Raw genomic sequence first — 21133 nt, forward strand, 5'->3', positions numbered from 1 at the left:
CCACGGCCGTCCAGGTCGCATCGGGTCTGCAGGTTCGGGTCACCGACGTCGATCGTCGTGTCGCGCTGACGGACGTGTTCGCCATCGCGGTCTCGTCCCCTCTCAGACTGAACGTCGCCGCCATCCTGCCCGGCACCTCGGGCAGCGTCTTCTCGGGCAAGGCGAGCGCGCAGGGCGGACGAGCGCCCTACACCTACACAGTCTCGGCCGGGCAACTGCCGACCGGGCTATCGCTTAATCGCGACGACGGCAGCATCACGGGCACGCCGCCCAATGCTACGGATCAGACACTCACGCTTCAGGTGGCGGATGCGGATGGACGGACGGACAGCGCCGCGACACGGATCTCGGTGGTCGCCCCGGCTGTCACCCCATCGAGCAACAGGCTGACTCTGAATGGGTTCTACCCGAACATCGACAACAACCGTCACCCCTATTCAGCGTCCGTCCAGCCGGCAGGTGGCGCAGCGCCGTATAGATTTACAATAACGGTCGGGACGCTTCCCAGCGGAGTTGCATTGAATCCCGACACAGGAGAGATCGCAGGGACGCCCGCGGGTATACCCGACGATTATTCTTCCACGATCACGGTCCGGCTAAGCGACGCAGCGGGGGAATACATTGACACTTCGTTCTTTGTAAGGACATGGCGAGGTCTTCAAATCATAGGGTCTCCATACAATAGGATCGGAATTGTCGGGCAGGAATTTTCTGGTGCGGTGGTTACAGCGACGGGAGGCTTCGGCCCCTATGACATTCAGTTTACATCCCTTCCGCCGGGTCTCCGTTCAGTGAAACTGAATAGCGCCGCCCATGCTATCGTGGGCGTACCAACGAGCCTGGGAAACTTCCCCATAAGCTGCGTCGCGATAGACGCAGAAGGAAACAGGGCGACATGCTCCAATACCGCAATCAGATCGATCACCGTTGTAGACATGGCAACGCCGGGCCAAGTCAGCCCTTCGAAAGTCGCGGTTGTTCAGCCTAATGGATACCGCTTTGGCGGGACGTTCGAATATGGATCTTATTATACGGGAAGGATTCGAAATAACGCATTTGGTATGAGCTATATGAATGTCAAAAAATACGACCAAGTTAGGTATGCAAATACGTCAATCGAATACGAATATCCGTTTCCTGTAAAAGTTGATTGCGTCCGTGTTATCAATAACCCAATCGGAACAGACAATGATATCAATGTTTATTACGATTCTGAATCCGGAGGGGGCAAGCAGTATGCGGGCATTGCCCGGTATGACAAAACTAACGGAAGATGGCAGCTCGGGCGGCCCGTAATTGGGCGGAAGTTCTACCTTGCTATCACAAAGACATTAAACTACGACGTAGATCTGAGAATGTACCCGATGAGCAATGCTGATTACACCGACGGCGCTTATGCGGACGGCAATGCTGCGGAATTGCCGTATTTCATGGACCTATCGAATATTGGGCCGGAGCAGACCCTCGACTACAATGAGTTTATAGATGTTCGTACAGGCTTCAGTCGCAACCGACCCATGGGCGCATGGGTTCCCTATGACGATGACTATAACTTCGAGATGCGAGGCACTTGGCTTCCGCAGGGAGTGACGTTCGATCCTGTGCGCGCCAGGATCTCAGGCAAGGCCGGTCTGCGTCGTGCTACGGACCCGAAAACCGGCTCGAACATGTTAAGTATTGGATTTTTGATTCGCGACCGTTGGGGGAGGATTTACGACACGCCGCTTACGGCTTATAAGACCTACTATTACGTGGTGCCTCAGTGATTCATCTACGGCGATCGAGCCACCCCCGCAACTGGCAGCGGGGTGGCCGGACCTGACAGGGAAGGCGGTACGTCTGAACCCTTTAGCGGATGCGTGCCGCCGATACTGCAGGATTGACCGTTTTCGACTTCCGCCGCCTGGGGAACCGATCCCGGCCCTGTTCATGCGTGATCGTTACGAATTGCTTCAGGTTGAGCTCAGGCAGGATCCTCTGCGAGCCGTCAGGCCTGGGCTCGGCATTTACGTCGTATTGGATGCAAAGCTTAGGCGGCAGCGGTGAGATACCCCGTTCTTGCCGGATTTGCACATCTTGGAACGCAGCTGGGCAATCGCCTGCGCACAGCCATGCCTTGCGGTTTGCCCGCGGAACAGGTGCAATGCCTGGAGGCTACGGAGTTGTTCGATGACCGGAGATTACCGGACGGAATTTCCCGATTTCGGGACGATGGACGTCGAGGTCCCCTCGGATTTCAGCGACGTTTCATGGCGGAACGAGAGCTGCCCCTGCTTCCACGTGCAAGCCGCCCAGGCATTCCTCTGGATCGACTACCAGAATCGCGCCCGGCGCGAGCACGAGGGAATGCCTCGCTTCACGCTCACCGTCTCGGAGGACGGGCAGCATCCGGTCGACGCGCGCGAGCCTCTCTGCGCCACGGACGACTGGGCGATCATGATGCAGGCCGTCGGCGCGCGCCGCGCCGAGATGACGGCGCGGCCGGCGATCTAATCGCGGATCCCTAGCGCATGGCCCGGCGCGCGACATCCGCCACGAGGGCGAACAAGCTGCCGCTGGCGATTCCGAGCGCCCCCGCGGCGGCCATGCGCTGTCCGGAGCTCGACGTCGACCAAGTGGCCGGCTCGAAGCCGACCCAGAGGCCGAGGCCCAGCATCGCGGCGGCTGCCAGGACGAAGAGGACGGCGGCCCCGATGCCGAGGCCGCCGATGCGGCGCTCATCGACGATCTTCGCTGTGGTGGCGACGTACATCTCGGTATGCGCTCCGGAAGCAATGCCTGCTGCCGCGCAGGCTACCAAGCCAGACCTCCACCCCTCTGCGTCGCTTGTCAATGCTCGTTCCTTCGCAGCTCTCCGCGAGCATCTTCCGTGCGGACTGCGGCGGTGCGCTGCGTCGGGTGTTGCTCGGAACGGACGAGGGCGCCCGTAGGCGCCCCTGCGAAGCGGCTCGGCGACGGCCTCAGGCCGCGGCGGGTGCGGGCGCGCGTGACGGATGGGACCAGCCTTCCAGACCGAGTTCCATGGCCGCGGCCTCGGCGGCCTCCGGCGTGGCCCATTCCTCCTCCTCGACCGCCGCGCGGGCCTGGGCGACGAGATGGGTGAAGACGAGCTCGGGCTGGATGTCGCGGTCGAAGCAGACCACGGCGGCGTATAGGGCGGCGAGGTCGTCAGGCTTCATCTCCAGCAGAGCCTCGACCATCTCGGCGCGGGAGCCGAAGCCAAGGTCGCGGCCCCGCCACTTCTCCAGGACGAGCCATCCGCCCGAGCGTCCTTGGGTGCCGAAGACGAAGTCGCCCTGGTCGGTCCCTGGGTAGGTGGTGGCCTCGCCGTCCAGGTAGCTCCTGATCCCGTCGCGGCAGGCGTCCAGGAACAGCCGCTCGCCGTGCCGCTCGGCGTATTTCCCCCAGAGAGCGTCGAGGCCAGCATCGATCTCGGCCTCGCCGTTCTCGACCTTGCCGGACATGTCCGCGCCGCCGACCTTGATGTTCCAGGCGAGATGGCTGCCGCCGTAGCGCTCGCCGTGGGTATCGTGACCGGCGAGGAAAGCCGCCATGTCGAGCCGGGTGCGGTGCGGATAGACGTAAGGGACGGATGCCGCGTCGTGCGCAGCCCGCAGGTCCTCCGGCAGGATGTCGTCCCCCGGGAGGCCGGGGACCGTTCCGGCGTTGGCGGCCTTGAGGACGATCGCGTGCTCGCTCGGCGGGGTCGGCCGAGGATCGTCGATGTCGGGAACGTTGCCTAGATAGCCCGGCGTGGCTTTCAACCACGTCGCGAAGTCGCGCCAGTCGGTCATGGTCGAGACGCGCTCGAACTCGTCCCGCTGGGCCCGCGTCGGCCCGCTGCTTCCGCTCCCGCTTCGCAGATGGTTGAGGAGCACGACGGAGCCGTTGTCGGCGTCGATCACGACGAGACCGTTGTACTCGCTGCCGATCAGGCCGCCCGCGTTGTAGGCCGAAGCGGCCACGACGATCATGGTGCGACCGCCTTCGAAAGTCAGATCGCGACGGAAGCCGTCGGCGTGGTGCCAGTTCGCGATGCGGTTGCCCAGCGGGTTCATCGATCTTGCCCTCGTTCCTTCACGGAGAAGGATCCGGGCTCGCATCGAAAGAGGCAACCCGATCAGGCGGCGTCGGGAAGGCCGGACAGGGACCTCACCTCGGAAAGGAGAGCGCGCCTCGCGGCGACGAGCCGGACGGAAAGCTCGGCGCGCAGCGCGGCCTTCGACCGATCGGACGAGGCGGCGATATCGGCGTCGAGCGCCACGAGCCGACGCGACATCGTCTCGACGCGCGCGACCGCCAGGATCCGGGGGTTGCGATCCGCGAGGCATGCGACGGCGTCCTGGACGGCTCCGACGGCCGCGTAGGCGCGCTCGATGTCGGCGAGGCGCCCTCCCCCGCACCAGACTACGGGTCCGGCGGCGAACCCGAAGACGAATGCGCAGGAGGTCTCGCTGTAGGCGAACGGGATCTCGACGCCCAACGCCATGCCGTCGACGACGAACTGCCCCTCCTCGAAGCTTGCGCGTGCCACGGGGGAGCCGGGCTCGGCGAGATCGAGAAGGACGTCGCCGTACCGCGTCGTCAGACGCGTGCCGGCGGGCGGCCTTCCGGCACCGGCCATGACCGGAGGGAAGCGGAGCACGCTGGCGGTGATCGTCGGCGCGGTTTCCGCGCGGCCGCCTGTCCTGGAATTCGCCATCCGTGCGATTGCCGGTTCGAGTTCATCCGAGCGACGACGATAGCTTCGCGGCCGCATTCCTGGAAGGAACTAAAACGGCATCGACCACATTCGCGGAAAGGAGGTTAAATCGATGTTCCCGGATTGCTCCTTTCGCGGCGCGCAAGATTGCTCTCCGGTAACCCCGTCGGAAGCCCGATGTCCGCCAGGAGTTTGATCGTACGTCGATGCCGACTGGCCCGCGGGTTCGTCCAGCGGACCCGCGACGCCTGAGGGGTCGGCTTGAGCGGAACATCGAAAACGATGCGGATCGGCCCGCCCTCGTCCATCGTGCCCAGAGGAAAAGGGTCGGCGTGCCGCTCGCGACCGGTCCGATCGCGTGTCTGCGCATCCCGACGATCGGTGAGCATGAGAGCCGGAAGGAACGGCGAAGGAGTTTGGCCGAGGGCGCCCGGACCGGTGGCCGTCCGGCACGGCCCAGGTGCGCGCGGAGGCGAAGCGTTCTACGATCGCGACCGGGAGGATCCATGAAGCACGCAACCATCGTCCTGGCGGCCGCGATCGCCGCCACCTCCGCCCACGCGGCCGGACAGCAGCGTGGCGGTCCGCTCCGCAGGACGGTCTGCGAGGGCCCGTTCGAGAGCGGATCCGGCATGGCCGGATCGCTCGTCGGAGACGCCTGCGCATTGCAGGCCGACAGCGATCCGGAGCGTCTGGTCCAGTCGGTCTGCGATCAGAAGGCCCTTTGCCGCGTGGAAGCGCTGGTCCGGCCCGGCAGCCCGGCCGCGATCGTGAAGGTCCTGGGCGTCCGGCAGTTGGCGATGGCCCCGGCGGAGACCTCCGCGTACCTCGAGAAGGTCGCCGGCCGGCTGGACGGCATCCTGGCGCCGCAGGGCGCGGGCTGCGACAACCCGCAGGACACCGCTCAGGACAGGGTATCGGTGCAGTTGAACGGCCTGACGGGTCCCGCGATCCAGATCTACGGCCGCTACTGCGCGGTCACGAGCGGGAGCGGAGACCGGGTCGCGGATGCGGGCTTCCAGGCGATCCTGAGAGGCAACTGCGCCAAGGTGGGCGTCCCGGACGCGGATCTCAGAACGGGACGGGCGGGCGAGAAGGCCGAGATCGTGGTCTCGGTGCCCGCCACGGGGCCGACCAGGATCGACGGCGAGGCCCTGGTCCGCTGTCCGATCCGGCAGGCGTACACGCCACGCTGGTGGATCGACGGCAACTACACATTCAGGGGGCGCTATCCCCGATAGGACGCGTCCCGGGGACCGGCATCGCTCAGATCGGGAGGCCTTTCACCTCGCAGGAGCGCTCGCCCTGGTGCCGACGGATGTCCGTGGTCCGCATGGCGTCCGCGAGCGCGCGCCCCGTGGCGCGAGGCATGAAGACGAACTCGGCCTGCGGCTGCGGGCGGCAGGCCTTGAAGGTCGCGACCACGTTGCCGGTCGGATCCTCGACGACGGTGGCGTTGACGACGTCGGCGAACAGGATCGTGCGGATGTAGCGGTTGCCCGCCATGTCCCGCTGCACGGCGACGAGCCGGTCCTGCTTCAGGACGACGGCGCCGTCGACCAGCGAAGGCCGGACGGTGGCCACGTAGGCCAGCGCCGGCATCGCCAGCCCGATCGACAGAAGCCCCATCGCGAGGCGGGACCGCTTGGTGAACTTGGTCCATGCCGACAGGAGCGCGAGCGTCAGAACGGCAGCGAGGATCGCGGCGACGAGATAGCTGTCGACCCACATGGTGTGGGCGGACATCGGCCAGTAGGCGGTCCAGATCGGATCGCCGCCGTCGGTCGAGACCTCCGCCAGGGCGTAGGTCCGAAGCATCGGCAAACCGTTCATTCAAGCCTCCCGGCACGGCCGACGTCGCGAGGCGCGGCTTGCGGACAACGTCTTCGCATGGTCGAGGTTTCGCATCGATTAACGATGTCTTTCGCCCGGCGTCGGACGAAGGAACGAACGTCGATCCTACGACGCCATGTTCCACGCGTTGTCCGCGAAGAAGGTGACCCGGTCGCGGCCGCCGCGCTTGGAAGCGTAGAGCGCCTGATCGGCGCGCTCCATCAGGACGTCCCCGCCGACGGCGCCGTCGCCGCACGCACCTCCGATCGAGACGGTGACGGATCCGATCGGCTCGCCGGTGTGGCGCTTGACGAACCTGCGCGCGGCGACGCTCGCCCGGATCCTGGCGGCGACGATATCGGCGGCCCCCTCGCCGGTGGCCGGCAGGATGACGGCGAACTCCTCGCCGCCCATCCTGGCTACGAAATCGCGCTCCCGCACGCAGTGGCGCAGCATCGCTCCGACCGACTTAATGATGCCGTCGCCCGCGGGATGGCCGAAACGGTCGTTGATCGATTTGAAGTGGTCGATGTCGATCATGAGCAGCGTGAAGGCCGTGCCGTTCTGGGCGCTGAGGTGCGCGTCGAGGCCGCGTCGGTTCAGCAGGCCTGTAAGGCCGTCGAGCGTCGTTTCCGTGCGCAGCGCCTCGAGTTCGCGGCGGAGTTCGAGGATGCGGACCTGCTCCGCCCTCAACGAAGCGCCGAATTCGCATATGGCCGCGCGCTGGGCCGCCAGCCGCTGGCGGTGGAGGGACACGATGGCCCGCAGGGCGCCCGCCAAGGGGCCGGGCTTGGCCGAAGGCAGGGCCGCGAGGGACTGCTCTATCCGGCCGACGATGCGCTCGTCCTCGTCGAGCGCCGCCGCGTGGGCATCCATGCCTTCGGTGATGGCGGCGAGCGAATCCGCGACGCCTTGTTGGACCGTCTGCGTCCGGCGGCGGGCATCGGGCGGAGCGATCCGCACGGCGATCTCGTGAAGTCCCTTCTCCGACAGGCAGCCGGCCTCCACCAGCACGGCCACCTCGGCGGCGGCCTCGCCATCCGGATCGCCCAGGTAGGCGTGGAAGGCGGCGAAGACCTGCGGATCGAGGACGAGGTCGTTGCCGAGGGCGAATTCGACGATCCGGGTGGCGAGCAGAAGGCTTGCCGTGACCTTCGTTTCCCGGCTCGATGCCGTAGGTGCTTCCGACTGCACGACGGACCTCCTGGAGCGGAGTCCTTCATACGCCGTCCAGGCTACGGACCGGTATACGCCGTCGATGCAATTTGATCGATCCAACCGGAGGTGTTTCATTGCCCGCGCCGCAAGGGATGGCGGAACGACTTCGACGAGGCGGCGTTGCTTCATCCGTGCCTTTGTGCGCATCTTCGCCGAAGCCGACCGGCTTGATGGATCGGCTGGAACTGGACGATGACCGGAAGCAGGACGGGCTTCGAGCACATCGGCACGACCTTGGCCGCATCGCGCCCAGGGAAAGCTGTCGCGTGCCTCCCGCAAGCGGGTGAATCCATCCCCTTCGCCTCGCCCGCCGGCAATTTCGTCGCACTGCATCAGCCCCGGACAGACTGACTTCCCGCGGGAGCAGCGAGACCGGAGCCATCCCAGCCTCCGGTCCGAACGGTTGAAGGGTCAAGCGCCCTCCCCTCGGCGGAGACCCATCCGCCGAGGAAAGAGACCATGTCCCGACCCTGGACCGACGACCTCGACGCGCAGCTCCGCAAGCTCCTCGTCGACGACGGCCTCACCGCCAAGCAGGCGGCGGCCATCCTCGGGCGGCCGTCCGGCGGCATCAACGTGCGCGCCAAGAAACTCGGTATCGTGCGTCTGGCCCGGCAGGACTGGGACGAGGCCGCCGTGGAGCACCTGCGTGAACTCTTCGCGGCCCGTCGGTCGGCGGAGGTGATGGCGCACGAGATGAAGCGGCCGATCGGCAGCATCCGGTGGAAGCTCGGCGACCTCGGCCTGAAGCGAGGACGCGGCGCCCGGACGATCGGGCTCCGGCCCGCGCCGGCTCCCCGGGTGAAGCCGGCTGCCGCCGATCGGGCGGCTGTGCGTCCCGATGCGCCGCCGACGAAGCGGCTTCCGATCGGCCGTCGAGACGGCGGCACGGGTTCGGAGGCGGTTCGGGCGCGTGGCCGGGCGGCGCACGCGGAGGCGACGCGCGCCGCCGACGCGATCCTCGCGGAAGCCAAGCGCGTCGAGCGCGAGGCGAAGCGCTCGGCCTGCGCCGCTCGGGCCGCTGCCGCCAAGGGCGCCGCGGCCGAGGCCAAGCGCCTCGAGCGCGAGGAGGTCGCGCGACGCCGCGAGGCGGCGGCTGCCGAGGAACGCCTCCGCCGGGAGCGCGAGCGCGCCGAGAAGAAGCGCCTCGCGGAGGTCGCAAAGGCGGCGAAGCGCGAGTGCGAGGGGCGGGAACTCCGCGTCGCGCGGGCCGAGGCAGTCACGGAAGGCCGCGGCGGCAACGTCGCGGGTGGCGTCGTGCGGCCCGTCGCGCCGAAGCGGACCGCCAAGGTGGCCACGCGGGACGAGGCCCTAGCGGTGCGCCGTTCGGCTTCGGAGGCGATCGCCCGCTTCCTGAGCGAGCGAGGAGCCACCCGGGTCGTCCTCGACCCCGTGGACGAGGTCGTCGCCGGCCTGCGCCGCAAGGGCTACGCGATCGTCCGAGACGGCGATGCGTGGCTGGTCGACGGACGGCACCGACTTCTTGGCTTCGCCGAGCTGCGGGACTTCGCGTCCAGGCGGGGCGTGGAGGCCTCGGCGTTCCTTCAAGCCGCCGAGTGAACAGACGGCCGGGACCTTCGGGCCCCGGCCGTGGAGACGAAGGGGACGTCCATGACCGATCTCACCGCCCATCCGGCTCTCGTGCTGAACGCCGACTACCGCCCGCTCTCCAGCCACCCCCTCTCCAGCTGGGGCTGGAAGGACGCGCTGACGGCCGTCTACTTCGGGCGCGTCGACGTGGTCGCGGTCTACGACAGGACGGCGCGGACGGCCGGCGGACGGCTGATCCCGCTTCCCTCGGTCGTGCGCCTCAGGACCTTCGTCCGACCCAGAAAGCGGGTCTCGGTCACACGCTGGGGCGTCTTCACGCGGGACGTGAACCGTTGCTGCTACTGCCTCGAGCAGAAGCCTGTCTCGGACCTGACCTTCGATCACGTGATCCCGCGCTCCCGAGGCGGACGGGACACCTGGGACAATCTCGCGACGAGCTGCATGCCCTGCAACTTCCGAAAGGCCGACCGGACCCCTGAGGAGGCCGGGATGCCGCTTCTGCAGCGGGTCTACGAACCGAGCCAAGCCGATCTCTACGCCCGCGGCATGGAGTTCGGCGTCCATCGGGACGTGCCCAGGGACTGGATCTCGTTCGTGTACTGGGCGGTCCCGCTGGCGGAGTGAGACTTGGCCGTTCGAACGGCTGCCCGAGCTCTCCTGGCGAAGGAGTCGGTTTCCACGCGGCGACGCGCCCGTTTTGTTAACGGGCGCGTCCCATGCTCTGGAGTTTCCGAGCATGCAAAGGCATGGACCGAGCGGAATGCCCAAGTCGTCGATGCCCGCCGCCCTCCTGGTTCTCCCGCTCTCTTTCGGGACGGCGACCCGAACGTAGAGACGCGGAAATTACAGCAGAACCCGGAGTTGAACGGTGTTGAGGTTCGCGGCTCTCAGTCTGTGCATCGCGGCTGGTCTTTGGTCGGGGCCTTCGGCCGCAGCCGGTGATCGAGCCCTGACGATCTCGGCGTCCAGGGAACATCGGGGATTCATGGGATGGGTCCTGGGCAACGGTCGTCTCGTCTATCTCGACGGGACGATCGATGCCCAGGCGGGCAACCGCTTGGAGACCTTCATCAAGGAGAACAAGATTTCCTCTACGTCGACCGTGGTCTTGAATTCCTCCGGTGGAAGCCTCCTCGGAGGGATCGAGCTCGGTAAGGTCATCCGGAAGCATGGCCTCAGGACCGACGTCGGCAGGAAGGAGGTCAAGCCGGAATACGACGGGACCACGCCTGGGATCTGCATGAGCGCCTGCACGCTCGCGTATCTCGGCGGCAGATTCCGTTTCCTCCCCGAGGCATCCAAGTTCGGCGTCCACAGATTCTACTGGCCCGACAAGGGGCAGAGCGATGCGGACGCGGCGCAGATGCTTTCGGCAGTCGTCACGAGCTACATGAAGGAGATGGACATAGACGTCGAGCTGTTCCGCCTATCCACCCTCAAGGGCGGAGACGAGATGTACGAAGTCCCTCACGCTACGCTCGCGAAGCTGAAGGTCGTCAACTACGGATTCGAGCAGCCCAGATGGACGATCGAGGGCGCCAACGAACTCGTATATCTCAAAGGCGAGCGCGAGACGGTATACGGCATCAACAAGTTCATCATCTACTGCAACGGCAGGTCGCAGCCGATCCTACACGTGATCTTCGATCCGCAGGGGCGGGAGGACGAGGTCATGGGACTGAACCAGCACGACCTGGTCATCGACGGCAGGAACCGGCCGATCACGCCCGGCGCCCGCGAGATCAAGAACGGCTGGTACAACGGGGTGTATCCGCTGAGCCCGGCGCTGGTCCAGGCCATCGCCTCGGCCGGCACCGTCGGGACGATCCTCCGGTCGACGGAGGAGAGCCCGATCTTCCTCGGTTTCGACAGGCTTCCGGTGGCCGGAGGCGAGCAGAAGATCCGCTCCTACATGACCGCGTGCAGACCCCGTCGACGATAGGCATTCGGACGCCGTAGACTCCGGCACCTCGCCGGAGCTCAGGCGGCGGCGGCCTGCGGCTTCACGCTTGCGAAGGAAAGACCCGTCGCGGCGGACAAGGCGGCGGCTTCCAGGAGGGCCTCGTACATCTCGACCGCCTCCGTCCTGAACTCCGTCAGCGGGTCGCGGCCGCCGTAGGCACGCAGGGACACGACGCTCCGGAGGTGGTCGAGTGCCGCGACGTGGTTGCGCCACGCGATGTCGAGGGAGCTGACCACGACGTAGAGCTCGAGCTCGGCGTAGACCTGCTCGCCGGCCCTTGCGATCTTCTCGGCACGCTTCGCGGCCATCGCGGCGAGAGCCGCGTCGACGATCACCTTTCCGGACTCCCGGAGCAGATCCGGCCGCACAGGAATGCCTAGGCGCATCCGGAAGTCCTGCGCCATCGCCGCCACGTCCCTGTCGTCCGGCGCCACGTCCTCCGGGGCGTGGATGGAGGCGAGCACTTCGACGGCGCGCTCGACCAGATCCCGGGCGATCTCCTCCGCAGCGCCGTCTACGGCCCGCATGCGAAGGTCGTAGAACGCCGTGCGCTGGCCGGCGAGGACGTCGTCGTAACGCTTTACCTCGCGGCGCTGCTCACCGTTGCGACCGTCGACCTTCTTCTGCGCATTCAGGATCAGGCCGTTCACGAACCGGTGCGAGATCGCGTCGTCGTCGCCGAAGCCGGCCCTGGACAGGAAGCGGTCGAGGCCCTTCGCACCGAACAGGCGGAGCAGGTCGTCCTCCAGCGAAAGGACGAAGCGGCTGCGGCCCGGATTGCCTTGCCGGCCGGAACGACCGCGCAGCTGGTCGTCGACGCGCCGGGATTCATGGCGTTCCGTGCCGATGACGTAGAGCCCGCCCGCCGCCTCGGCGGCCGCGGCAAGATGCGGGTCCCCGTCGGCGCCGCCGAGGCGGATGTCGACGCCACGCCCCGCCATGTTGGTGGCGATCGTGACCGCGCCCGGCAGACCGGCATCGGCCAGGATCCTGGCCTCGTGCTCGTGATGCTTGGCGTTGAGGACGGCGACCACGCGCGCGGCCGGATCCGCCCGGAGCGGTTCGAAGGCGTCGTCCCGCGCCAGATCGACGATCTCGAAGCCGTGGCCGCACAGCATCGCCGCGAGCTCGTCGGACTTGGCGATGCTCGTGGTGCCCACCAAGACCGGCTGTCCGCGCTCCTTGGAGGCCAGAATCTCGCGGACGACCGCACGCAGCTTGCCAGCGCGGCTGCGGTAGACCTCGTCGGCCTCGTCGATCCGGCGGCAGGGCCTGTGGGACGGGATCGCGGCGACGGTCATGCCGTACGTCCGCCGGAACTCGTCGGACTCGGCCGAGGCGGTGCCGGTCATGCCGGCGCGATACCGGTAGAGCAGGACGAGGTTCTGGAAGCTGATGCCGGCGTAGCTCTGGCTTTCGGGACGGATCGCGACGCGCTCCTTGGCTTCCACGGCCTGGTGCAGGCCGTCGGACCAACGCCGCCCGTCCACGAAGCGGCCCGTCGTCTCGTCCACGACCACGATCTCGCCGTTCGCCACCACGTAGTCCCGCTCCGCCTCCAGGAGGCGGTGCGCCTTGAGCGACATCAGGGCGTGGTGGACGATGCGGACGTTTGCGCCGTCGTAGAGGCCCTCGCCCTGAAGGAGGCCCTTCTCCCGGAGGATCGTCTCGAGGTGTTCGTCGCCGGCGTCGGTGAGGACCGCGGTCCGCGTCAGGTGGTCGACCGCGACGTCCGCGTCTTCGAGCTCGGCCACCGCCGCGTCGACCTTGACGTAGAGATCGAGGGGGACGTCCGAGGGACCCGACAGGACGAGGGGGACGCGGGCGTCGTCCACGAGGATGGAATCGGCCTCGTCGATGATCGCCATGCCGAAGGCGCGCAGGACCTGATCCTCGCGACGCAGGCGCATGTTGTCGCGCAGGTAGTCGAAACCCACCGTCGGAACGGTCGCGTAGCACACGGGCCTCGCATACATCTCGCGGCGGCGATCGTCCTCGTCCTGGCCGAGACCCGCGGCGCAGCCGACCTCGACGCCGAGCATCTCGAAGACCGGCGCCATCCAGTCCGCGTCGCGGCAGGCGAGATAGTCGTTGGCGGTCAGGACGTGGACCTGGGTTCCGTCCAGGGATGCGGCGACGGCCGCGAAGCAGGCCGACAGCGTCTTGCCTTCGCCGGTCGCCATCTCGACGACGTGCCCGTGGGCAAGGGCGACGGCGGCGGCGATCTGGACGTCGTGCACATCGATGCCCAGGGTGACCCGGGCCGCCTCCACGGCCGCCGCCAGGACGTAGTCGATCTCGTCCGACGGCTTCGAGCCCAGCGCGACGCGGTCCCGGACGGCCTCGATCGCTTCGCCCGCCGTCATGACTCCCCGGAGTTCACGCCCGATCCTTCTCGTGGACGCGACGTGGTCGAAGAAGGGCATCGAAGGTCCGGCACTGAACCGAAGGAGGCCGGCGAGGCGGCGCAACATACGAAAGCTCCGAGAGGATCGCGTCATCGCGCGAAGGAACGGGTCGCACCGAGTAAGGTACGAAAACGTCCGCCGATCAAGCGGCCCGACCGCGCGTTGATCCTTGCGCGGAAGGGAGCGATCATCCGCGGCGCGCAGGGGGCCATCATGCATTCGAACGGGCACATGGACGAGAACGGAGCGGCCGTGGCGGCCCTCCTGATGCTGCCGAAGCCGCAACGGTTCCTGGAACTCGCCCGCGCCTACGCCACCGCCCGAGGTCACGCGATCACCGGTTCGGGACGCGTCGTCGCCGACCAGCGCGTCGTCGCGCACGGCTGGAGCGCCTACGCGAAGCGGTTCCGTCCGCAGATCCTCGACTGGGTCGTCGGTGAGGTATCCCGGTTCGATGGCTTCCAGGGCCTGCTCACCGCCGAGAACGGCTACTATCCGACGATGCGCATCGACCACGACTGGCGCATGCTGCCCTTGGCCGACGCCTACGATGCGGAACAGGAGGAGCGCGGCGATCAGAGGCGTGCCTTCAGGGCGATGCCGTCCCCTGAGCCGGCCGACGTTCCGGAACCGGAAGACGTCCCTGCGGCCATCGCCCCCCGCGCCTGATCGCTCCATGCCGCCGCCCCCCTGCGGAGGGCGTTCGATCCTGACGAATGCCTTAGGGCCAGACGTCGGCGCTTGCGCGCGCGGACGAGACGGTCGTTCGACCGACCCGCGATCGTCGGTCGCCGTGACGGAAATTTCCCGTGCCGCATAAAAACAGGAGCGGCTCTCGGCTGTGGATGGAAAGCGGCGGTCCCTCCGCAGATGCCGAGAAAGTCCAATTTCATGCCGAAGAACGAAATCTGCGAAATCGCAATCGGGATCGTGCTGGGATTCGCTGCCGCAAAGGTCCTGGAACTGGCGTTCACTCTGGCGGCATTCATCCTCATCTTGGCCGCGTACGGGGTGATCGAACTGGCGCAATACGTAGGGAGAGCGCTTGGCGCTTGGTGAGCCGACCGGTCAGGGGCGCGGGGTCGTCGCGCGCGGCCGATCGCCGAGCTTGGCTATGAACAAGCGCTCGATCTGCCTCGCCTCTTCGCGGTCGATGCCAGCCGCCTCCAGGGTGCGGGCGTCGAGCTGCGGCTCGCCGTGATCCCACGGGATGGGCTTCTCCAATTTCGTTCCGTCCCCGTCGCGGTTGAGGTAGAGCCGGCCGACGATGCGCATGCCCCGCGAGTTCTCGACGAACGCATCGACGACGGCGAAATAGGCGCAGCCCGTCCGTTCGAGGAGCTCGACGACGTCGTGGATCGGGGAGAGTGGATCGTCGTCGTCCACGACGGCCTCGACGGTTCGCCCCGCCAGCGCGGCCAGATGGCCGGCGATGGCGTCGTGGTCCAAACCCTCGCGGTCGTCGACCGTGGCGCCGGCGTCGCCGAGGACGTCCGCGATCCCGGCGGCTTCCGCGGGGACGGTGAACAGGATGCGCGAGCGCGACATGGAGGACTCCGGCGGCCGTTCGGGTCAGAAGACCGCCGCCCTCCGCAAATTACAACCCGCGACAGGCCGTCGGCCGCTGGCGGGGGTGACCGCCGTGCGGCGATGCCCTGACTGGCAGCAAGTGGGAGGCCCCCCTGAGACACCCTGGATACCCGGCGGCGATGGCGATCGAGGCCAGCTTGGCGGCCGCCATCCGCAGGATCGCGGAGGAATCCGCGGCCGGGCCGGAGAAGGCGGAACTCGCCCGCGCGCCCTTTCTCACGGATTGATCCTTCGGCGTCGACAGGCTTCTCGGCGGCGCGGTGCTGAAGGGCCGCGTCTACGGACACCCTGGCATCGAAGAGGGAGCCTCGGTCGCGACGTCGCATCTCGTCGTGATCGACGGCGCGGCGGGGGAATGGGCACGGACCGTGTCCCGGTACTACCGGCTGGGCCACAAGGGAAGCGAGACGACCCACAGACCGGATCAACAACGGGCGGTCCCGGCCGACCGAACTTGACTGGCGACGTGCAGGCCACCAACAGAGGCCCCGGGCTCCTTCTGGAGGTGCCCGCTGCGGGAGTTTCGATGATGGAAGGATCGACGGAAGGAATCGGCTACGACCGCTTGGTCGTCGACGGCGGGTCGTGCCCGAACGACGTGGGCAGCCTGTCCTCTCTGGCGGCCCTCATCGAAACGCTCGGTTCCTTGTTCCGCCATGGCGATCCCAGCTTGCGGCTTGAGGAGGAGGCGCTCGTCGAGAGCGTGGTCCTGCTGCCCGAGCCGCGCATTGTCTTCCGCGTCCCGAGGGATGCCGGGGACGGAGCCAAGCGCCTGCTCGCAGCGGTGGGACGTTGCGTCGCCGCCGCGGGGGCCGGCCGGTATGGAGATCTTGATCCGCATGAGGTCTCGCTCTGCGGTACGCTGGCGGCGTTCCTCGCGGGGAGCGGCTGGGAGCAGCTTCGCATGGCCTGGCTGGAGCAGGGCGGGGAGAGCGGCTTCGTCATCGTTCCGAAGGAACTGCGGAAGGGATTCACGGTACTCGGGATGCCGCACCTCGCACGGGTCGGAAGCCGTCGTTGAACGGCTCCGCTCGTCGTACGTTGTGTCTTCTTCAGCGGAGTCGGTCGATGACGGGCGGATTGTTGGCGATCCTTGCGGCGCTTCTGGTCGGGGCTACGGGCGCGCTGGCTCGCGACGGAGGCGGACCAAGCGGCGACCTCGATCGTTTCGGGCGCTGGGTGGACTCCAAGCGCTACGGCGAAGTCTGGGTGCCCAAAGTTAGCCTCGGCTGGACGCCGACGAACAACGGCACGTACCGGCAGAACGACGACGGCAGCTGGATCTGGGTGTCCAAGGACCCGTTCTGGTCGGTGACCTCGGTCGGCGGACGCTGGCTGAAGGACCGCGGCGAGAAGTGGGTCTGGAAGCCGGGGCTGCCCCCCGCCCCGACGGGTGAAGGGCTTGGCGGCGGCATCGTTCCGATCGTCGGCGGCTTCCCCGGCCTGCCCCCGGGCGTCGCCGAGGCGCGCCGGACGCACTACGAGCGCACGGTGCGCGAGCTTGCCCCGATCTCGGCTCCGCTGCCCCTTCCCCCGCTGCCGTCGAGGCGAAGCAGTCCCTACTGAGGTTCAGCGGAAGTACGGGCTCGACGACGGCTGGGCGGCGTAGGCCTGGATCCGCATCACCTCCAGGGCCTGCTGTCCGTCCATGTGGATCGAGTGGCGCCGACCGAAGGCCTCGGAGAGGTCGGGCCCCTTTCCGGCTAGCAGCGTGACGCCGATGCCGGCTGCCAGCGCGAGCATGGCGGTGGCGCGCATGATGCGCGACTGCTCCGGCCGCGTGCCTTCGGGTACGTACGTCGAAATGGCCGTGGCGGCATAGCGTCGGGCGACGGCTGCATCTTTCATCGGTGCCTCCTGCGTTCCTTCCTGGAGGCTCGCGAAGCACCTCGAAAACCGCAACAGCGCCGTCGCCCGCGGCGCGCGGCGTTCTCGACAGCATTCGTTCCTTCGGCTACCTCGGAGAGGCACCCAGAGGACCCAGCCTTGCGCACCCTGTACCTTTTGGCGGCGCTCATCGCTTCCTCGCCCGCCGCGGGGCAGACGCGGATCGACGTCTGGCACGCGTTGTCGGGGCCGCCGCGGGTCGCCCTCGAAGCCGCCGCCGCCGCCTTCAACCGGGCCGAGCCCGAGTATGTCGTGCAGCCGACGGCCATGCAGCAATCGTCGGCGGTCCTGTCGAAGATCGGCGCCGAGCTGCGGCTCATGCGGCCGCAGCATGCCGTTCTGGCGGTCGTGTCGGAGACGGCGTCGGGCGAGATGGCCGGGACCTCGGGGCTCGCCTATCCGGTATCCGACCTGCTGCGCGACATGGCCGAATCCTACGACCCGAATGCCTTCATGCCGGCCGTCAGGGCGAGCTTCTCGGACGCGTCCGGCTCGCTGCTGGCCCTTCCGTTCCTGCTGACGACGCCCGTCCTCTACTACGACGCCAAGGCCGTCCAGGGTGCCGGCTTCGACCCTTCCAGGGACCTCAGGACCTGGAACGGCCTCGAGAAGGTCGCCGCCAAGCTGTCGGCCGACAGAGGGGGCGCCTGCGCCTTCGCGATGCAGGCGCCGACCTGGATCGCCGTCGAGAATCTGATGGCCATGCACGATCGTCCGGTCGCCTCCTTCGACAACGGTCGCGGCGGCCCCGACGCGCGCCTCGCCGTCGATCTCGCGTTGGCCGCGCGACAGCTCGCGAGGCTCGTCGACATGGCCCGCAGCGGCGCCTACCGGCCGAGGACCGGCGGCGTCGAGCCCGTGGGAGCCTTTCTCGGTCGGGCCTGTCCCATGCTGCTCGGCACGTCCGGTCTGCTGGGCCACATCCGAGGGCGGGCGCCGTTCGACGTCGGGGTTCTGCCGGTTCCCTTCCTGGACGACGTGATCAATCCGCCCAAGCCGTCGCTGCCGGGCGGGTTCGCCGTGTGGGCGTTGCGGGGCCGCACGCCGGCCGAGAACAAGGGGGCCGCCAAGTTCGTGGCCTTTCTGGCATCGCCCGAGGCGCAGGCATGGCTCGCCCGCGAGATCGGCTCGATCCCGTCGACCTTCGAGGGCTGGCGCCGCGCCCAGGTCGAGGGAGCGACCGCGTCCGAGCCTGGGCTCGCCGTAGCCGCCGCCGAGCTCGCCGGACAGCTGCCGACCGCGGCCTCCCGTTCGCCCCGGCTGCGGGGCAAGGCCGAGATCGGAGAATATTTCGACGCCGCGTTCGACCACGCCTTCCAGGGCGTGCGGCAGCCCCATGCCGCGCTCTCGGATGCGATGGCGCGTGCGGACGGGCTTCTCAGGGAGAAGGCGAGCGCCGAACGTTGAGCTACCTCAGAACGGGCGGGGCGAGGCCCCGGCGGTCGGCGGCTCGAGATCCACGATGACCCGCTGCGCGCGGGCGACCTCGGGATCGCAGCCGGGCGCCCAGGGGAATCGTCCGTCTCCGTCGGGCCAGACGACCTGCAGGGCGTGGAACTGGGCCGGATCGCGGTTGGCCGCCTCCATGGCGAAGCGTCCCGCCCGTTCCAGTGGCAGCGAACGGAACATCACGCTGCGGTCGGCGATGCGGTCCGACACGTCGCCGTCGACGGCGCCCGAGCGGTCGATGAGATCCTGCGTGGCCTTCCGCAGCACGGCGAGGCCGGTATCGCGGTCGAGGCCGGACACCAGGAGTTCGGGCATGCCCCGATCGAGCAGGCCGATCGTATGGGCCCATCGGACGCCCGCCTCCTCGAAGGAGCGGAAGCCGATGCCGGGATTGGCGTCGCCGGGACCGCGGCGGTGACGATCGACCATGGAGATCTCCCGGATGTGGCGTCTTGCGGGGGCGTCGGCCAAGGCGCCCGATCGCGCCCCGTTCCTTCCCTTGGACGATATCAGATGCCGTTGGATTTCGCGACACTGCTCGATGCCGAAACCCGTCGGCGTCTCGACCTCACGCGTTCAGAGGTCGAGCGCTGCTTCGGCCTGGCGGACCGCTGGCTCGCCCGTGAGATCGCGAGCGCGGCCCGGCGCATCCGCGCGTCGGTCCCCGAGATGGCGTCGCCCGCCTCGGGCGGCGACGCCTACACGAAGCACGTGCTCTGGTGCGTGGTGCCGGAACTCGCGCGCCGCCTGGGCGAGCCGCTCCTTCCCAACGAGTCCGTCGACATGCGGCTGCGGGCCAGCGAAGGGGACGAACTGCGCGACCATGTCGGGATCTGTCTCGCCAACGTCGGTCGGGTGAGGCTGATGAGGGACGTACCCGCCGAACTGCGGGACGTCCTTCACCTTCTCCTGCACGAGCCCGCCAACGGATCGCCGATCGCGATGGCCCTCGACCGCATCGCCCCCCCCGCGCCCGACGCCGACGACCGCCTTGCGCGAGGCATCCGCGAGATCTCGCGCAGGCGCGGTCACGACGAGGTTTCGGCTTGGCACCCCGGCCTGCAGGGATCCCCGCCCGAGCCCGCGAGCCGTGCGCCCGGCCCCTGAATGCGTCCGAGCTTCCGCAGGAGCCGTTTGCGGGCTATGTCCGAAGGAACTGCATTCCTTCGTGGTGGCACATGCGTTCCCTGGCCGCGCTCGTCTTAGCGCTCGTGCCGTCCTCGGCGATGGCGGCAGCCGGCGCCGGCGAAAGCGCCGCGCTCGTCCTCAAGGCGCTCGGCACCGCCGTGCAACTCGCCGGGTTCCTGACGGTGGCCGTCGCTCTGTGGCGGTTGGCGGTTCCTTCGGCGGACAAGGAGAAATCCGTCGCGAACCTGCTGGCGGTTCTCCTCATCGGCGCCGTCATGGTCGGCGGTCCGGAATCGACCGGCATGGGCCTGCTTCATACGACGGCCGCCGACCTGCCGGACACCGCGCGGCCCATCGAGGTCGGCTCCGGCTCGCCGATCGGCACCGCTGTCGAGCCGAAGGCGTCCACGGTCGCCGACGACGCGTCCCTGTGGGGCGCCCTGAACGCCCCGATCGGCGGCGACAGGGCGGAGGGGGTGGCGCGGGCTTCACTTTTCCAGATCCTGCTCGTCGTCATGGGCATCGCCGCCTTCCTCCTGCTCTCGATCGCGCTCCGAGCCGAGGCCAACGACGAGCCGGACGAGGACCAGCCGCGTTCCATCCGGGACCGCACGACGGCGAGGTTCGAGGCGGACCGGAGCGGCGACGGACTTCCCGCGCTCCTGACGAGCATCCGCGACTGGCTCGCGCGCTGGTACGACCTGTCGAGGGACGCTCTCGGCGACCTCTACGGGCGCCTCGTGCAGTTCCGTCGAAGGGTCGGGATCGTGGCCCGGTCCGAAGGGGGCGCCGCCGCGGTGTCGATGATCGCCGGGGACGTGCGCGCCGGCGGCGGCGACGTCCTCGCGAGGCTGGAGGGGTACGTCGAGCGGGCCTCGGAGAAGCGGCTCTCGGCGGATGGCGCTACGGCACGCTCCGCGGCCAACGCCCGATGGATCATGGCAAGTCACGGCCTGGCCACCAAGGCCGCGCCCGCCGACCTCGCCGCCCAGGTGACCCGGCTCCTGGGGCGACGACTCGAGCCCGAGGATGTGGCCCGGCGTCTCCGTCACGCGCTCGACCGCGTCGAGCTCGGCGCCTCCGAGATCTGGGTCGAGCGCGACGGAGGCCGATTCTATCTCGCCTCCGACGAGGACGTGATCGCCGGCATCGCCGATCTCCGCAGGGTCGACGCCGCACGCATCGATTGGCTCGCGAGCGCGACCTGCTGGGCGTCGGACCCTCGCGCGCGGCTCGAGATCAGGCCGCGCCGCGAAGCGCCGGCCGCGGGTCGGGACGACCGTCGGGACGAAGACGCGGAGCCCGCCGGTTCCACGCCTGCATCGAGCATGCAGGCGACCTTCCGGCAGATCAGGGAGAAATTGGTCCCGTGACGAAACCGCAGCGTGTGTTCGAACGTGCCTC

At 68.1% G+C, this 21133-nt stretch carries 23 protein-coding genes; 14 read left to right on the forward strand and 9 right to left on the reverse strand.

Annotated features, from left to right (window positions below; genetic code table 11):
- A partial coding sequence (locus tag MFF56_RS20620) for an Ig domain-containing protein (RefSeq protein WP_238230726.1) occupies positions 1 to 1766 on the forward strand: 1766 nt, incomplete at its 5' end.
- Between the two features lie 403 nt (positions 1767 to 2169).
- Positions 2170 to 2493, forward strand: coding sequence for a hypothetical protein (locus MFF56_RS20625; RefSeq protein WP_238230728.1), 324 nt, complete (start codon positions 2170 to 2172; stop codon positions 2491 to 2493).
- Positions 2494 to 2503: 10 nt separating this feature from the next.
- Here the strand turns inward: MFF56_RS20625 and MFF56_RS20630 are convergent, their stop codons facing one another.
- The 3 genes from MFF56_RS20630 to MFF56_RS20640 form a co-directional block, all read right to left on the reverse strand.
- Complete coding sequence (locus MFF56_RS20630; RefSeq protein WP_238230729.1) at positions 2504 to 2752, reverse strand: hypothetical protein; 249 nt, start codon at positions 2750 to 2752, stop codon at positions 2504 to 2506.
- A 208-nt stretch (positions 2753 to 2960) separates the two neighbouring features.
- Positions 2961 to 4058 carry a hypothetical protein gene (locus tag MFF56_RS20635; protein WP_238230731.1) on the reverse strand — a complete coding sequence of 366 codons (1098 nt, stop codon included), beginning with the start codon at positions 4056 to 4058 and terminating at the stop codon, positions 2961 to 2963.
- Between the two features lie 62 nt (positions 4059 to 4120).
- Positions 4121 to 4645, reverse strand: coding sequence for a hypothetical protein (locus MFF56_RS20640; RefSeq protein WP_238230733.1), 525 nt, complete (start codon positions 4643 to 4645; stop codon positions 4121 to 4123).
- Positions 4646 to 5208: 563 nt separating this feature from the next.
- Here MFF56_RS20640 and MFF56_RS20645 point away from each other — a divergent pair.
- Positions 5209 to 5943, forward strand: coding sequence for a hypothetical protein (locus MFF56_RS20645; protein WP_238230735.1), 735 nt, complete (start codon positions 5209 to 5211; stop codon positions 5941 to 5943).
- A 25-nt stretch (positions 5944 to 5968) separates the two neighbouring features.
- Here the strand turns inward: MFF56_RS20645 and MFF56_RS20650 are convergent, their stop codons facing one another.
- Both MFF56_RS20650 and MFF56_RS20655 read right to left on the reverse strand, forming a co-directional pair.
- The gene (locus MFF56_RS20650) at positions 5969 to 6535 is read right to left on the reverse strand and encodes a hypothetical protein (protein WP_238230737.1); all 567 of its coding nucleotides are present in this window, start codon (positions 6533 to 6535) and stop codon (positions 5969 to 5971) included.
- A 126-nt stretch (positions 6536 to 6661) separates the two neighbouring features.
- Complete coding sequence (locus MFF56_RS20655) at positions 6662 to 8086, reverse strand: GGDEF domain-containing protein (protein WP_238230739.1); 1425 nt, start codon at positions 8084 to 8086, stop codon at positions 6662 to 6664.
- Positions 8087 to 8212: 126 nt separating this feature from the next.
- On the opposite strand from MFF56_RS20655, the gene MFF56_RS20660 reads away from it, so the two are divergent.
- From MFF56_RS20660 to MFF56_RS20670, 3 genes are all read left to right on the forward strand, one after another.
- Entirely contained in the window at positions 8213 to 9313 is a 1101-nt protein-coding gene (locus tag MFF56_RS20660; protein ID WP_238230740.1) for a ParB N-terminal domain-containing protein, read from the forward strand.
- 51 nt (positions 9314 to 9364) lie between these two features.
- The gene (locus tag MFF56_RS20665) at positions 9365 to 9928 is read left to right on the forward strand and encodes an HNH endonuclease (protein ID WP_238230742.1); all 564 of its coding nucleotides are present in this window, start codon (positions 9365 to 9367) and stop codon (positions 9926 to 9928) included.
- A gap of 361 nt (positions 9929 to 10289) precedes the next feature.
- Positions 10290 to 11246 carry a COG3904 family protein gene (locus MFF56_RS20670; RefSeq protein WP_238230743.1) on the forward strand — a complete coding sequence of 319 codons (957 nt, stop codon included), beginning with the start codon at positions 10290 to 10292 and terminating at the stop codon, positions 11244 to 11246.
- Positions 11247 to 11284: 38 nt separating this feature from the next.
- Here MFF56_RS20670 and MFF56_RS20675 read toward each other — a convergent pair whose 3' ends face one another.
- Entirely contained in the window at positions 11285 to 13633 is a 2349-nt protein-coding gene (locus MFF56_RS20675; RefSeq protein WP_238230744.1) for a preprotein translocase subunit SecA, read from the reverse strand.
- A 42-nt stretch (positions 13634 to 13675) separates the two neighbouring features.
- Between MFF56_RS20675 and MFF56_RS20680 the strand changes: the two genes are divergently transcribed.
- Together MFF56_RS20680 and MFF56_RS20685 are read left to right on the forward strand one after the other, a co-directional pair.
- Positions 13676 to 14344, forward strand: coding sequence for a hypothetical protein (locus tag MFF56_RS20680; protein ID WP_238230746.1), 669 nt, complete (start codon positions 13676 to 13678; stop codon positions 14342 to 14344).
- Positions 14345 to 14566: 222 nt separating this feature from the next.
- Positions 14567 to 14734, forward strand: a complete 168-nt coding sequence (locus tag MFF56_RS20685; protein ID WP_238230748.1) for a hypothetical protein — start codon at positions 14567 to 14569, stop codon at positions 14732 to 14734.
- Between the two features lie 9 nt (positions 14735 to 14743).
- Here the strand turns inward: MFF56_RS20685 and MFF56_RS20690 are convergent, their stop codons facing one another.
- On the reverse strand, positions 14744 to 15223 hold the full coding sequence (locus MFF56_RS20690; RefSeq protein ID WP_238230750.1) for a hypothetical protein: 480 nt from the start codon (positions 15221 to 15223) through the stop codon (positions 14744 to 14746).
- A 302-nt stretch (positions 15224 to 15525) separates the two neighbouring features.
- Between MFF56_RS20690 and MFF56_RS32230 the strand changes: the two genes are divergently transcribed.
- The 3 genes from MFF56_RS32230 (at position 15526) to MFF56_RS20700 (ending at position 16831) form a co-directional block, all read left to right on the forward strand.
- Positions 15526 to 15723 (forward strand): DUF6634 family protein, encoded by a 198-nt coding sequence (locus MFF56_RS32230; RefSeq protein ID WP_308445280.1) that lies wholly within the window; start codon positions 15526 to 15528, stop codon positions 15721 to 15723.
- A gap of 68 nt (positions 15724 to 15791) precedes the next feature.
- Positions 15792 to 16286 carry a hypothetical protein gene (locus MFF56_RS20695; protein WP_238230752.1) on the forward strand — a complete coding sequence of 165 codons (495 nt, stop codon included), beginning with the start codon at positions 15792 to 15794 and terminating at the stop codon, positions 16284 to 16286.
- Between the two features lie 47 nt (positions 16287 to 16333).
- Entirely contained in the window at positions 16334 to 16831 is a 498-nt protein-coding gene (locus MFF56_RS20700) for a DUF6600 domain-containing protein (protein ID WP_238230754.1), read from the forward strand.
- 3 nt (positions 16832 to 16834) lie between these two features.
- Here the strand turns inward: MFF56_RS20700 and MFF56_RS20705 are convergent, their stop codons facing one another.
- Positions 16835 to 17113, reverse strand: coding sequence for a hypothetical protein (locus MFF56_RS20705; protein WP_238230756.1), 279 nt, complete (start codon positions 17111 to 17113; stop codon positions 16835 to 16837).
- 138 nt (positions 17114 to 17251) lie between these two features.
- Here MFF56_RS20705 and MFF56_RS20710 point away from each other — a divergent pair, with 138 nt between their 5' ends.
- Complete coding sequence (locus tag MFF56_RS20710; RefSeq protein ID WP_238230758.1) at positions 17252 to 18559, forward strand: extracellular solute-binding protein; 1308 nt, start codon at positions 17252 to 17254, stop codon at positions 18557 to 18559.
- Positions 18560 to 18565: 6 nt separating this feature from the next.
- On the opposite strand, the gene MFF56_RS20715 is transcribed toward MFF56_RS20710, so the two are convergent.
- Complete coding sequence (locus MFF56_RS20715; RefSeq protein ID WP_238230760.1) at positions 18566 to 19030, reverse strand: DUF4262 domain-containing protein; 465 nt, start codon at positions 19028 to 19030, stop codon at positions 18566 to 18568.
- An 84-nt stretch (positions 19031 to 19114) separates the two neighbouring features.
- On the opposite strand from MFF56_RS20715, the gene MFF56_RS20720 reads away from it, so the two are divergent.
- Together MFF56_RS20720 and MFF56_RS20725 are read left to right on the forward strand one after the other, a co-directional pair.
- A complete protein-coding gene (locus MFF56_RS20720; RefSeq protein WP_238230762.1) occupies positions 19115 to 19708 on the forward strand; it encodes a hypothetical protein in 594 nt (197 codons plus the stop codon).
- A 71-nt stretch (positions 19709 to 19779) separates the two neighbouring features.
- A complete protein-coding gene (locus MFF56_RS20725) occupies positions 19780 to 21102 on the forward strand; it encodes a hypothetical protein (RefSeq protein ID WP_238230764.1) in 1323 nt (440 codons plus the stop codon).
- Positions 21103 to 21133 lie beyond the last annotated feature (31 nt).

The organism is Methylobacterium hispanicum (assembly GCF_022179285.1).
Taxonomy (GTDB): Bacteria; Pseudomonadota; Alphaproteobacteria; order Rhizobiales; family Beijerinckiaceae; genus Methylobacterium; species Methylobacterium hispanicum.